Here is a 13,428-nt window from a genome sequence, read left to right as displayed (position 1 = left end):
GGTTGTTACGAAAAATTATATAAAAATATTGAAAAGCTGACAATTATCATATCTATGTTTGTAAAACTTGCAAATATTTGCAAAAGGTATAGTAAGCAAATGTGAATGGAAACGACCAAGTGTTATCATTGCGGTGACCATTGTGGCACTACATCCATTAAGTTCGATGAGAAAGACTTCTGCTGTAACGGTTGCAAAACTGTATACGAAATTTTTTCTAGCAACGACCTATCCTATTATTATGACCTACAATCGGCTGCTGGGGCCACTCCAAAAGAGGTTGAAGGAAAGTACGATTTTCTGGATACTCCTGCTATTGTTGAAAGACTAACGGAATTCAATGAAAACAAGGTCCAGGTTGTTAGCCTGTATATCCCCCATATCCATTGTAGTTCCTGTATCTGGGTACTGGAGAATCTAAACAAGTTGCACCCCTCGGTAACCGCAGCCCAGGTAGATTTTCCCAAGAAAACGGTACGCATTACCTATACGACCGCTGAATTTTCCTTAAAAAAACTGGTTGTCCTACTGGCCCGTATCGGTTATGAACCCTATATTTCCCTAGAGGACTATGATAGTGGCAAAAAAAAGGTAGATCGGAGTCTAATTTACAAACTAGGAGTCGCAGGTTTTGCCTTTGGAAATGTAATGTTTCTCTCCTTTCCGGAATACTTTGATCTGCATTTGGACGAATCGGTCACCGAGGAATTTTGGCTGGAGCGGTACAAACATCTTTTTCGTTGGTTGATGTTCTTCTTTTCGTTGCCCGTGGTATTTTATGCAGGCCAGGATTATTTTATATCGGCGTATAAGGGATTGCGGAGTCGGTTATTGAATATTGATGTTCCCATTGCCCTGGGTATTTTGGTACTTTTTCTACGCAGCACCCTGGAAATCATTTTCAACTTGGGAAGCGGTTTCTTCGATAGCCTTACGGGACTTGTCTTCTTCCTTTTGCTCGGAAAGTTCTTTCAACAAAAAACCTATTCCTTCCTTTCCTTTGAACGGGATTACAAATCGTATTTCCCAATTGCAATTACTCGTATAAATCCTAATGGAAAGGAGGAATCCGTTCAGGTTTATAAAATTAAAAGAGGGGATAGGCTTCTTATCCGAAACCACGAACTTATTCCGGCAGATGGTATTCTCATTAACAGTGATGCCCAAATAGATTACAGTTTTGTTACGGGCGAATCGGAACCCGTATGCAAAGTGTCCGGGGATAAAGTTTTTGCCGGAGGAAAGCAATTAAGCGGGGCCCTGGAAATGGAGGTTTTAAAATCCGTATCGCAGAGCTACCTTACCCAACTTTGGAGCAATACTGTATTTCAAAAAGATAGACCGAGCCGGTTCAGGACGATTACGGATAGTATCGGAAAACGATTTACATTAGCCGTTTTGACCATAGCATCCATTGCTACGGCCTTTTGGCTGTATTATGATCCCAGTAAGGCCCTGAATGTTTTTACAGCCGTTCTCATTATAGCCTGCCCATGTGCCATTGCTTTGGCGGCACCATTTACCCTAGGAAATATGTTACGCATCTTTGGCAGAAAAAAATTCTACCTAAAGGATGTACAGACCATAGAACGATTGGCTGGGATAGGCACTGCTATTTTTGATAAGACAGGAACCATTACCACAACCAAAAGGACTACGGCCAGTTATGAAGGTATGCCCCTGACCGAGGAAGAGGAATCATTGTTGAAAAATACGTTACGGGCCTCCAACCATCCATTAAGTCGTGCCTTGTACGATGTACTTGCGGAAAACAACATTGTTCCCTTGGATGAATATGAGGAACATTTGGGCAAAGGCTTGGAAGGAAGCAAGGATGACAATCACATCAAGATTGGATCGGCAGATTTTGTGGGTACGGAATCATCCGCCAATGAGTTGAATACCTCGGTACACGTGAGTAGCAATGAGAGCTACAAAGGACGTTATGTCTTTCATAACATGTATCGCGAAGGTGTTTCGGAATTGTTCAAGACCATGGCTGCGGATTTGAAGTTGGCCATTCTCTCAGGGGATAATGAAGGTGAAAAAGCCCGTTTGGAAAAACTGTTACCTAAATTAGTACCTTTATATTTTGACCAGAAACCGAAGGACAAACTACAGTTCATCAAATCCCTTCAGGAGCAAGGTGAAAAAGTGATGATGGTCGGCGACGGACTAAATGATGCCGGGGCCTTGGCCCAAAGTGATGTAGGTATTGCCATCTCCGAAAACGTAAATGTGTTCTCCCCCGCTTGTGACGGTATTTTGGATGCCACCAAATTTCGTCAGTTGCATCAATATATATTGGCTTCCAAAAAAGCCATGAAAATCATTAAACTGAGCTTTGTTTTGTCCCTACTATACAATGTAATCGGACTTTACTTTGCGGTAACAGGGCAGTTACAGCCCGTTATTGCGGCCATTTTAATGCCTCTGAGTTCAATAAGCATTGTGACATTTACTACGGTAATGACCAATTTATTGGGCAAAAAAATAAACTGACAAATTTCTCTTTTCGCAGACGTCAAGGCAAAAAGAAAAATTATTTTAAAACCTGATAAATATCATTTTCTATGGATAGTGCCCAACTTAGTTTTACGCCAGAATTCAGGTAAGGTATGAGTGTTATATATGTATTGTTGGCCATTAGCATTGTTGTTGCGGTCATCTTTTTCACGGCATTTATTATTTCTGTTAGGAGTGGTCAATATGACGATTCCTATACTCCATCGGTACGAATGCTATTTGAAGATGAATTGGTAAAGCCCTCATCCTTGACGGAAGGGGAAAAATCAAAAGGTGAACTAAAAGTGGATAAATCAACCGAAATAAATCAATAGTTATTATGGAAGTACAGCAGTTTTACTACGATAATAAAATCGTAAAAAAATTCCTCTATGCGACAATGCTGTGGGGGATTGTAGGTTTTCTGGTGGGGCTTATATTGGCCTTTATGTTCCTATTCCCCAACTTGACCGATGGCATCTCCTGGTTAAGTTTCGGTCGCTTACGGCCGTTGCATACCAATGCGGTAATCTTTGCCTTTGTGGGGAATGCCATTTTCGCGGGGGTCTACTACTCCACCCAGCGTTTGCTCAAGGCCCGGATGTTCAATGATTTTCTGAGCAATTTTAATTTTTGGGGGTGGCAGTTAATCATTGTGGCCGCCGCTATAACACTTCCTTTGGGCTATACCACCTCCAAAGAATACGCCGAGCTGGAATGGCCTATTGATATTGCTATTGCACTGGTTTGGGTCGCTTTTGGGGTGAACCTTATCGGAACCATGATCAAAAGGAGGCAGCGCCACCTATATGTAGCCATTTGGTTCTATGTAGCTACCTTCGTAACCGTTGCCGTACTTCACATTTTCAATAGCCTTGAGCTTCCCGTAAGCGCCTTAAAAAGCTATTCCGTTTATGCCGGAGTCCAGGATGCCTTGGTTCAATGGTGGTATGGGCATAATGCCGTGGCCTTTTTCTTGACTACCCCTTTCTTGGGACTTATGTATTACTTTGTTCCCAAGGCTGCGAATAGGCCGATCTATTCCTATAGACTGTCTATAGTCCACTTTTGGTCCTTAATATTCATCTATATCTGGGCTGGGCCACACCACTTATTGTACTCTGCTTTGCCAGATTGGGCACAGAATCTGGGTGTTGCCTTCTCCGTAATGTTGATTGCTCCTTCTTGGGGTGGTATGATCAATGGATTATTGACCCTTCGTGGGGCATGGGACAAGGTACGGACCGATCCAACACTCAAATTTATGGTCGTAGCGATTACCGGTTACGGTATGGCTACATTTGAGGGACCCATGTTATCCTTGAAGAACGTAAATGCCATTGCCCACTTTAGTGACTGGATCATTGCCCACGTCCATGTTGGTGCATTGGCTTGGAACGGCTTCTTGACCTTTGGCATGATCTATTGGTTGGTTCCCAAAATGTTCAAGACGCGATTGCATTCCACTCCCTTGGCCAACTTCCATTTTTGGATAGGTACTTTGGGTATCATCCTATACGCACTGCCTATGTACGTCGCCGGATTTACCCAGGCATTGATGTGGAAGGATTTTAATCCGGATGGCACATTGGTCTATGGAAACTTCTTGGAGACCGTAAACGAAATTATACCAATGTATTGGATGCGCGCCATTGGTGGCAGTCTATATCTTGTAGGGGCACTGGTAATGGTATACAATGTGGTGGTAACCATTAGATCGGGTAGCAAGGTAGAGGATGAACTTGCCGAGGCAGCCGCCTTGACCAGGGTTTCCAAAAGAAGGACCGCAGGTGAGACCTTCCATACGTGGTTGGAGCGTAAACCCATACAACTGACCATCTTGGCCACCGTGGCTATCCTTATAGGGGGTATTATCCAGATTGTACCCACAATTCTGGTAAAATCGAATATCCCTACTATTACTAGTGTAAAACCGTATACCCCATTGGAATTGGAAGGTAGGGACCTTTATATCCGAGAAGGATGTGTGGGCTGTCACTCCCAAATGGTTCGTCCTTTCCGAAGTGAGGTGGAACGCTACGGCGAATACGCCAAAGCCGGGGAATTTGTCTATGATCACCCCTTCCTCTGGGGCAGTAAACGCACCGGACCGGATTTGCTTAGGGTTGGTGGAAAATATTCGGACAATTGGCATTTTAACCATATGTACGATCCCCAAACTACCTCATCGGGATCCATAATGCCCGCTTACCAATGGCTTATAAACAACGAACACGACCGTAGCTCGGTACAGGACAAAATGGAAGCTATGGTTAGCCTAGGGGTACCCTACACAGAGGAGGATATTGCCAATGCCGTGCAAGCGATGGATGAGCAGGCGAGCCAAATTGAAAAGAACCTATATTCCGATCCGGATTTTGTAGCGAGCTATGAGGCGTCCAAAAAGCGAGCACAGGAAAACGGACAGGAATTTGTAGAAATGAAAGACCGTGAAATTGTTGCCATGATCGCCTATCTGCAAAGGTTGGGCACGGACATTAAAGTAAAGGAAACCGATGAACTACTCTCAGAAAACAAATAATAGGCCATGTTGAAATTTGTAAAAAACCATATGGAAAGTATAGAGGGCATTGCCACCTATCCCATGATATCGCTACTTATCTTCTTTATCTTTTTTGCCCTGCTCTTTTGGTGGGTATTTACCGCAGGAAAGGACCATATAAAAGAAGTAAGCGAATTGCCCTTGGAAAAAGATAATCAACCTAAAGAAGAAGTATTATGAGAAATATATCACCCTGGTGGATACGGATCCCCGTAGTTTTCTTCCTCATTTTTGGATTGATGGAATATTTCATCGATTCTGGGGATAAACCGGCAATCATTGAATATCCCATTACCCAGTTCTTCCTACTGATGGTGTTATTGATATTGATTGGGATAGAATTGATGCTACAATCCATAGAAAATGTGATGTTCCAAACACTCTCGGAGGAAGCCAAGGAACGATACCTTTCGGCAAAAGCCAAAAGATGGGAATGGAAATGGGGCAAAAAAATATACCAAAGATCATTAGGCTCTAAGCCTATAGAAGCCGAAGGCGAGATTATTCTGGACCACAACTATGATGGTATCCGAGAATTGGATAACAAGTTACCCCCTTGGTGGGTCTGGATGTTCTATGCCACCATCGTTTTTGGTGTAATATATCTTGCCCGTTTCCATGTTTTTGGGGATTACACCCAGGATGAGGAATATGTTACCGAGGTGGCCTTGGCCGAGGCCGAAATAGAAGAATACAAGAAAACAGCAAAGGACTTGGTAGATGTCAATACTGTAGAACTTCTAACAGACGCCTCCGATTTAAGTGCAGGCAAGGCCATTTTTGAGACCAATTGTGTTGCCTGTCATATGGCCGATGGTGGTGGGGGAATTGGCCCCAATTTAACTGATGAGCACTGGATTCTTGGTGGTGGCATCAAAAATGTGTTCAATACCGTTTCCGAAGGAGGACGGGATGGCAAAGGTATGGTTGCCTGGAAAAATGTACTTAAACCTGCAGAAATGGCTCAGGTGTCTAGTTACTTATTGACTTTCCAAGGAACGACGCCCGCAAACCCAAAAGCTCCAGAAGGGGATATTTGGATCGATCCGGATGCTCCGGCCATGGAAATCCCAGAACAATCAAAAGACTCCGTAATTGTGGAAACGGACTCAACAACAGTAGCCGTCAATTAAGGAACTTTTCAGGTTTTGAGGGCATAAAAAAGTATGAATTCCCTGAGGGCATTCCCAAATTATAAGGAAACGAAACGGGGTTTGAAAGCGGTGTAAAATGGCACAGGACCAGGAAAATTTTAGGGACAGCATAGGCACCATCAGTGAAGAAGGTAAGCGGGCCTGGGTATTTCCAAAAAAACCAAGCGGAAAGTTCTATGCCTATCGTAAATACGTAAGCTATTTACTTTTGGCCTTTCTATTTGCCTCACCGTTTCTTAAAGTTAACGGCAATCAGTTTTTGATGTTCAATGTATTGGAACGCCGTTTTAATATTTTTGGTTTCCCTTTTTGGCCACAGGACTTTCATCTGTTTGTGATTTCAATGATTATCGGAGTCATATTCATTGCCCTGTTCACAGTAGCTTTTGGCCGTATTTTCTGTGGATGGATGTGTCCGCAGACTATCTTTATGGAAATGGTCTTCCGCCGTATCGAGTATTGGATCGATGGTGACCGTGGAGCCCAGATAAGACTAGACCGACAGCCATGGAATGCGGAAAAAATCAGAAAGCGAGTCTTAAAATGGATTGTATTTTTCTTGATATCCTTTCTCATCGCCAATGTTTTTTTGGCATATCTCATTAGTAGCGATAGATTGATACAGTACGTTACCGATGGCCCTTTTCAGCATGTAAGCACCCTGGTATCACTATTGATCTTTACGGCAGTCTTCTATTTTGTATTTGCTTGGTTTCGAGAACAGGTCTGTATTATCGCTTGTCCGTACGGAAGAATGCAAGGGGTACTGCTGGACAATAAATCCATTGTAGTGGCCTATGACCACAAACGCGGAGAGGCGGAAAATGGACGCAAAAAATGGCGTAAGAATGAAGACCGAAAAGCATTGGGCCATGGAGATTGTATAGACTGTAACCAATGCGTAGTGGTATGCCCAACCGGAATAGATATTAGAAATGGGACGCAGTTGGAGTGCGTTAACTGTACGGCCTGTATCGATGAGTGCGATACCATTATGGAGAAGGTAAATTTGCCTAAGGGCCTTATCCGATATGCCAGTGAGGACGAAATCGTTAAAAAGGAAAAATTTAAATTCAATCCTAGATTAAAAGGATATACCGCAGTATTGACCATTTTGACCGGAGTATTGATCGGTATGCTCTTTTTAAGAAACGATTTGGAAGCGAACATTCTGCGCTTACCAGGGCAACTGTACGAACGCAAGGATAATAATATCATAAGTAATGTGTACACCTATAAATTGGTAAATAAGACCACAAAAAGTATTGATGATGTAAGTTTCAAACTTTTATCCCATCAAGGAAAAATAGAATTGGTGCGGCATGAGAATTTTGAGGTTCCTGCACAGGATTTGGCAGAAGGTACATTGTTTATCGAAATAAACAATGCGGCCTTGGAAGGCGACAAGGATAAGCTAAAAATTGGTGTTTACAGTGGAAGCGAGCTTATCGAAACCACTACGGCCCGTTTCTTGGCGCCTCGGAGTTACAATTAAAAAAATTTGATAAAGGAATCGATCATGAAAATAAACTGGGGAACAGGTATTGTACTGGCATTCATAGGGTTTATTGGGTTTATCCTATTTTTTGTCGTACGGATGAGCATGGACAACAAGGCCAACCATGACCTGGTCACCGATGAATATTACAAACAGGAGCTGGCCTATCAAAAGGAAATAGATGCCGAGGCCAATGCCAAAAATTTGGTCGACCCTGTTAAAATAGAAAAAACAAATAATGGCCTTCTCCTAAAATTCCCAAAAATTCTGGAAGGACAAAACATACAAGGAACAGTGTCCCTATATAGACCATCCAATAAACACTTGGATTTTGACTTACCCGTAAGTTTATCCAATACACATTTGCTCATACCTGACAAACGTTTGTTGGGTGGTCGCTGGGACATTAAGATTACTTGGGAGCATAAAGGAAAAGAATTTTTGCATAAGGAAAGTATAACGTATTAGATATTGGAAATAGTTTTTACCCGTTCAATGTCCCGTATCTCAAGTCTTATATCCAATAAATGTTAATATCTGCTATCATTTTAGGACTTATGGGAAGCTTGCACTGTATAGGCATGTGTGGCCCTATTGCCTTTATGTTGCCGGTAGACAGAAGTAACAATCTTAAGAAACTTCTTCAGGTATCCATTTATCACTTTGGTAGATTACTATCCTATGCCTTGATCGGTCTAGTGTTTGGGTTGTTGGGTAAGGGACTCTACATCTTTGGAATGCAACAAAAACTATCCATAGGGGTTGGCCTGTTGATGATTCTTCTTGTACTTATCCCTGCAAAAGCCTTGAACTCCTATAGTCTTTCCAAGCCCGTTTACGGAGTAATCTCGAAGGTAAAAAACCGATTGGGTCAAGAATTGAAAAAGAAAACCCCGGATACCTTTTTGACCATTGGGTTCCTAAATGGATTCTTGCCCTGTGGATTGGTCTATATGGCGTTATTTGGCGCTATCGCCATGGGTAGTGCCTGGGAAGGCTCCTTGTATATGATGTTATTCGGATTGGGCACTGTGCCCTTAATGACATCGGCCATTTACTTTAGTGGATTTCTAAAAGGAACTCTACGACATCGCGTTCAGAAATTGATTCCTGCGTTTGTGGTGGTAATTGGTCTGTTCTTTATTCTAAGGGGAATGGGATTAGGTATTCCCTATATATCGCCCGAACCTGTACAAGATGTGGTAACGGCCGAGATAGAATGTCATGATTAGTTGTAAAGGTATCTGCTGAATTTTTATCGATTTGGAGAAAAAGTAAGCCAACCCCGACCAAACAATGAGTTATATCATGTTTAATTCCTGTCTTCCTTAAGAACTTTGTACCATAAATTTTAGCCGATATGAAAATAGTTTCTATAGAAAAAGCCGCGTCCTTTGTTAAACCGGGAGATCGAGTTTTTGTACAAGGTGCCGCAATGACCCCAAACGCCTTGATCAATGCCCTTTGCGAAGAGCGATATACCGAATTGGAGAATGTGGAAGTTATCTCCATTCATACGGACGGTGAGGTTAAATATGCACTACCTCCTTATAACAAGGCCTTTAAAATAAATAGTTGTTTTGTCGGCGGCAATGTCAGAAAGGCCGTTAACACCAATCAAGGAGATTATATCCCTATTTTTCTTAGTGAAATCCAATTGCTCTTCAGAAAGAACATTCTTCCTTTGGATGTTGCCATTGTTCAGGTATCCCCACCGGACAGGCACGGTTACTGTTCCTTAGGCGTTTCCGTAGACGTTGCTCTACCCGCTATTCAAACGGCCAAAAAAGTGTTGGCCCAAATAAACCCCCAAGTCCCCCGGACACATGGCGATGGTATTATACATATCAGCAATATCGATTTTGCCGTAGAAGTGGATATGCCCATACATACTTATGAACCGACCGAGCTATCGGAAACTGATCAGATGATCGGTAAACATGTTGCCGGGCTGATCGAAGATGGTGCAACCCTGCAATTGGGTATAGGCAATATTCCCAATGCCGTATTGGCTAACCTTCAAAACCATAGGAGATTGGGTATACACACCGAAATGTTTTCGGATGGTATCTTGCCCCTAGTGGAAAAAGGAGTAATCACGGGTGAGGAAAAAGAATTGAAAACGGGAAAAATCGTTACCTGTTTTGCTGCGGGTTCCCAAAAATTGTATGACTTTATCGACGATAATCCATCTGTTCATTTTAAGGAGGCAGCCTTTACCAATGATACTGCCCTGATCCGAAAAAATCCCAAAGTAACGGCAATTAACAGTGCCATTGAAATTGACCTTACGGGACAGGTGTGTGCTGATAGTATAGGCTATCGCCATTTTTCCGGGGTAGGAGGTCAAATGGACTTCATCCGTGGGGCATCCCTATCGGAAGGCGGAAAACCCATTTTTGCTATTTCTTCCGTTACTCCTAAGGGCATTTCAAAGATTACCCCTGCCCTAAAGGAAGGTGCTGGAGTAACTACTACCAGGGCGCACGTTCATTATGTGGCCACTGAATATGGTGTTGTTAACCTTTATGGAAAAAATTTGCATCAACGTGCCAAGGCATTAATTTCCATTGCGCATCCGGAACATAGGGAAGAGTTGTCCAAAGCAGCTTTTGATAGGTTCGGAAGATAGGAATGCCTATATTGGTCTGTGGTGAAACAGGATATACAAACACGAAAGGACGTACATTTTTTGGTCAGATCCTTTTATAAAAAAATACGGGCTCATGAAATACTTGGGCCCATTTTTAATACCATAATTACCGATTGGGAGAGTCATTTGGACCTCCTTACCGATTTCTGGGAGACTCAACTTTTCCTAAAACGAAAATATTACGGCAACCCAGTAACCGCTCACCAGGAAGTAGATGTTAAAATGGCCCATACCATAACCTCTGAACATTTTGGATTATGGCTCAACCTTTGGTTTGAAACCTTGGACGAACTATTTGAGGGGGAAACGACGTGGATAGCCAAAAATAGGGCTCAGAAAATGTCGACCATGTTGTACATGCAAATCTACCAGCACAGGAAAAACAAGTCGTAAGTGATTGGAATGGTCATTGGTTCCATACCTTCCTTTTTCTGTTAGTACCCAGAAGTATCCCCAAGCTTAAAGGAATAAGAAAACTTCCTGCCCATAGGATTTCGTTATAACTTTCAAAAACCGCGAAGCTATGCCATGCCGCAATACCTTTGTAAAAAATGAGAATTTCGGTCAAGAAAAAACCAAATAGATAAAGAAAGTAAGTCTTTGGTGAGATTTGCAACAACTTCAAATAATCGAGAAATAAAAAAAGGGAAAGGGTGACTACACCCAGGAAAGTCCAATGTAGATACCCGATGGTAAAATCCAGTATGGTAGCGGCCAAATTGGCAAAATAGGGAAAAGCCGTTAGTAACTGTAGTAGCATTTTAACGATCAACACTACAATTACGGTCTTCAATATCCTTTCCTGAAAGGTGGTAAAAAAAATGCTTACTTTTTTGCCCAAAATACCAAAGGCAATCAATTGCAACAATGCACCAATATCACCCAAGATGTTAAAAATCAAAGGTGGATGGGCAAATAAAGTCGATAGGAAAAAGGAAAGGACTATTCCCAAGTTGATACTCCAAAAAAAGCTTTGGAAAAGTATCCTGGAAAGCCCCACACCCCGTATTTCAAAAACCCGTAAAAGTATCCCCACAAGTGCCAAGATCATCCATCCATTATACAAAAAATGCAAGTAAAAATAGATGGCCAATCGATACCAAACGGATTGTGCACCCAAAGTATTCATAATGGCCCCAAAGCCCAAGGCCCCAAACTGGATAACACCATATACCACAAGGCAAACTTTACACATTTGTACGCATTTTTTTTCTTCAATGAAATAGGAACGTTCTTGATGAAAAACCATACAAACCAATAAGAAGCGAACAAAAACAACGTAGAAAAAACAATGGAAAACAAGGCGTACCCCATAAATGGAAATGTAAGCAACATACCCCCCAAAGTGAATTGGGTAAACCAGAAAATCTTCCGGTATCCCTTATCCAAGTCCAGATTGTCCAAATAGAGTTTATACAGCAGAGTGGTAATCGACAAATACACCCAACCCAAAAGCGCAATATGGGAATGCGTGTGTACAATAAACTTATAGTTAACTGAAATCGGGACAGAAGCGAAAGACCTCAACAACACCCCAAAAATTGCGGCCAACACAAAATAGGCCAAGGCGATTTTGGCATGCGACCTAAGATTTATCCGATTTAAAGGTGCTCCCATACTTTAGAGGACAAGATAATCCATTCTTTTCGGGACATCCGTAACAAATCGTTTAAAAAGGAGAGGATACCGGATCGGTTGATGACACCTTCGTGAAGCAATAGCTAATTAATTAGATTTAGAAAAGTCCTCATGAGGAGTAACAATTTCATCTAGTTCGACATATCTCCTTCTAGTTTGTTCTTTAGTTTGATTATATAGCCCGTTGCGATAAAAATATTCTACATCAAAAACTTCTTTATCTCTTTTTAAAAGATTTATCATCTCATCCTCACTAAAGTGAGCCTTTAACTTTTTATCAATAGCACTATAACTTCTCCCATGCAAGGGTTCTAATCTTCTGCTAATTAGAATTTTTTGATCGTTTTAAATTTTCAAGTAACCCAAATATAAAGTCAAACGGTAAGTAAAAAACATCCCCATTCCCGGGTATTTTTCAACAAACCATCAAATTGTAAGAAAAGACAAGTGAAATTATGTGGCCATAAATTGTCTGAAAATTTTGAATAAGAATTTAGGTTGTTTTCAAAAGAAGAAGATATCTTTTCGGTGAGCATAAATTCCACAACTTCTCAAAACCCCTATATATATGGCATTCCATTATCAAGTTCCGAAGCCGCCTTTAGAAATAGGAGATTGATCTAAGGCATTGCAATAGTTTCCAGTTTAATCACAGATACCATTGCAATTCCACATTAGCAAAGGGCCACATGGAAGTCGTTTGCAAGGAAGAGGTTTACAATTCAGTATTTGAGGGAAAATAGGGCACTGAAACCATGCATTCATCTCACAATTGCAATTAGGCCTTGGGACTTGCTGTAGTATCCTATTCGCTTCGTTCTTCTCTCCCAAAGAAAATAGTATCTCCCTGAACAACAAGGTATCCCGCGCAAACGCTATTTCAGTTTTTTTATACCATTGTTGGGCATAATCCATAAATTCCCCTGATTGCAGGGAATCATAAGCTACCGGACTCAGTCGGTCCCTCATCTCCATTATTAGCACTTTTTGATCTTCCTTTAACCCAGTCTTCAAAGAAGCTGTCAACCGGTCTTTCCACAACTCGCTTTTTATTTCATTGGGTAGAGTCTGAAATATTATTTTCTGATCATATTCATTTAGCGCCGTAATTCCCAACCTCAATTCGGTAATAGGTTGCTTTTCCATTACCTGAGCAGATTCTATGGTTTGTTCTAAAGCTTTCTCATTGCAGGCCATAAGCATGCTTATGGCAGCAATTATAATTCCCATCACTATGACCCTGGTTTTCATCATTCTCTATTTTTTTGGTTGGACTTTTACCTGACCCTTTAATATACTGGAAAAGGCGGTGGGGTGCAAGTTTGGAAGGTCGTTGTTCGCTGAGGATTCAGAGGGTAAAGATTAGTAAGGCCTGCCAGCCGAAGCTTCTTCATTAACTTTAGCGAATGTTTTGCCA

13 protein-coding genes are annotated in these 13,428 nt (G+C 41.7%); 10 read left to right on the top strand and 3 right to left on the bottom strand.

The window, feature by feature from the left end; all coding sequences use genetic code 11:
• Positions 1 to 105 precede the first annotated feature (105 nt).
• From D7Z94_RS13755 to D7Z94_RS13710, 10 genes are all read left to right on the top strand, one after another.
• Positions 106 to 2,502 (top strand): heavy metal translocating P-type ATPase, encoded by a 2,397-nt coding sequence (locus tag D7Z94_RS13755; protein ID WP_120712189.1) that lies wholly within the window; start codon positions 106 to 108, stop codon positions 2,500 to 2,502.
• A gap of 116 nt (positions 2,503 to 2,618) precedes the next feature.
• On the top strand, positions 2,619 to 2,840 hold the full coding sequence (gene ccoS, locus D7Z94_RS13750; RefSeq protein ID WP_120712188.1) for a cbb3-type cytochrome oxidase assembly protein CcoS: 222 nt from the start codon (positions 2,619 to 2,621) through the stop codon (positions 2,838 to 2,840).
• A 5-nt stretch (positions 2,841 to 2,845) separates the two neighbouring features.
• Positions 2,846 to 5,047: a cytochrome-c oxidase, cbb3-type subunit I gene (gene ccoN / locus D7Z94_RS13745; RefSeq protein WP_120712187.1), complete on the top strand. Its 2,202-nt coding sequence runs from the start codon at positions 2,846 to 2,848 to the stop codon at positions 5,045 to 5,047.
• 6 nt (positions 5,048 to 5,053) lie between these two features.
• Positions 5,054 to 5,248, top strand: coding sequence for a CcoQ/FixQ family Cbb3-type cytochrome c oxidase assembly chaperone (locus D7Z94_RS13740; protein WP_120712186.1), 195 nt, complete (start codon positions 5,054 to 5,056; stop codon positions 5,246 to 5,248).
• Positions 5,245 to 6,201 (top strand): cbb3-type cytochrome c oxidase N-terminal domain-containing protein, encoded by a 957-nt coding sequence (locus D7Z94_RS13735; RefSeq protein ID WP_120712185.1) that lies wholly within the window; start codon positions 5,245 to 5,247, stop codon positions 6,199 to 6,201. Before D7Z94_RS13740 ends, D7Z94_RS13735 begins: the two co-directional genes overlap by 4 nt.
• 97 nt (positions 6,202 to 6,298) lie before the next feature.
• Positions 6,299 to 7,717 carry a cytochrome c oxidase accessory protein CcoG gene (gene ccoG, locus D7Z94_RS13730; RefSeq protein WP_120712184.1) on the top strand — a complete coding sequence of 473 codons (1,419 nt, stop codon included), beginning with the start codon at positions 6,299 to 6,301 and terminating at the stop codon, positions 7,715 to 7,717.
• 24 nt (positions 7,718 to 7,741) lie between these two features.
• Positions 7,742 to 8,188 carry a FixH family protein gene (locus D7Z94_RS13725; RefSeq protein WP_120712183.1) on the top strand — a complete coding sequence of 149 codons (447 nt, stop codon included), beginning with the start codon at positions 7,742 to 7,744 and terminating at the stop codon, positions 8,186 to 8,188.
• A 59-nt stretch (positions 8,189 to 8,247) separates the two neighbouring features.
• Positions 8,248 to 8,952 (top strand): sulfite exporter TauE/SafE family protein, encoded by a 705-nt coding sequence (locus D7Z94_RS13720; RefSeq protein ID WP_120712182.1) that lies wholly within the window; start codon positions 8,248 to 8,250, stop codon positions 8,950 to 8,952.
• A 128-nt stretch (positions 8,953 to 9,080) separates the two neighbouring features.
• Positions 9,081 to 10,352 (top strand): acetyl-CoA hydrolase/transferase family protein, encoded by a 1,272-nt coding sequence (locus D7Z94_RS13715; protein ID WP_120712181.1) that lies wholly within the window; start codon positions 9,081 to 9,083, stop codon positions 10,350 to 10,352.
• A 21-nt stretch (positions 10,353 to 10,373) separates the two neighbouring features.
• Complete coding sequence (locus D7Z94_RS13710) at positions 10,374 to 10,766, top strand: group III truncated hemoglobin (RefSeq protein WP_394347437.1); 393 nt, start codon at positions 10,374 to 10,376, stop codon at positions 10,764 to 10,766.
• 13 nt (positions 10,767 to 10,779) lie between these two features.
• On the opposite strand, the gene D7Z94_RS13705 is transcribed toward D7Z94_RS13710, so the two are convergent.
• The 3 genes from D7Z94_RS13705 to D7Z94_RS13695 all read right to left on the bottom strand — a co-directional run bounded on the left by D7Z94_RS13705 (position 10,780) and on the right by D7Z94_RS13695 (position 13,265).
• Entirely contained in the window at positions 10,780 to 11,568 is a 789-nt protein-coding gene (locus D7Z94_RS13705) for a hypothetical protein (protein WP_245967204.1), read from the bottom strand.
• Positions 11,499 to 11,990 carry a hypothetical protein gene (locus D7Z94_RS25950; protein ID WP_245967203.1) on the bottom strand — a complete coding sequence of 164 codons (492 nt, stop codon included), beginning with the start codon at positions 11,988 to 11,990 and terminating at the stop codon, positions 11,499 to 11,501. The genes D7Z94_RS13705 and D7Z94_RS25950 overlap by 70 nt, the downstream gene beginning before the upstream one ends.
• Before the next feature lie 666 nt (positions 11,991 to 12,656).
• Positions 12,657 to 13,265, bottom strand: coding sequence for a bacteriocin fulvocin C-related protein (locus D7Z94_RS13695; RefSeq protein ID WP_120712178.1), 609 nt, complete (start codon positions 13,263 to 13,265; stop codon positions 12,657 to 12,659).
• Positions 13,266 to 13,428: the final 163 nt, after the last annotated feature.

It is taken from the genome of Ulvibacterium marinum (assembly GCF_003626755.1).
Lineage (GTDB): Bacteria > Bacteroidota > Bacteroidia > Flavobacteriales > Flavobacteriaceae > Ulvibacterium > Ulvibacterium marinum.
The sequence above is the reverse complement of the archived record's forward strand: the minus strand, read 5'-3'. Positions and strand labels throughout refer to the sequence as shown.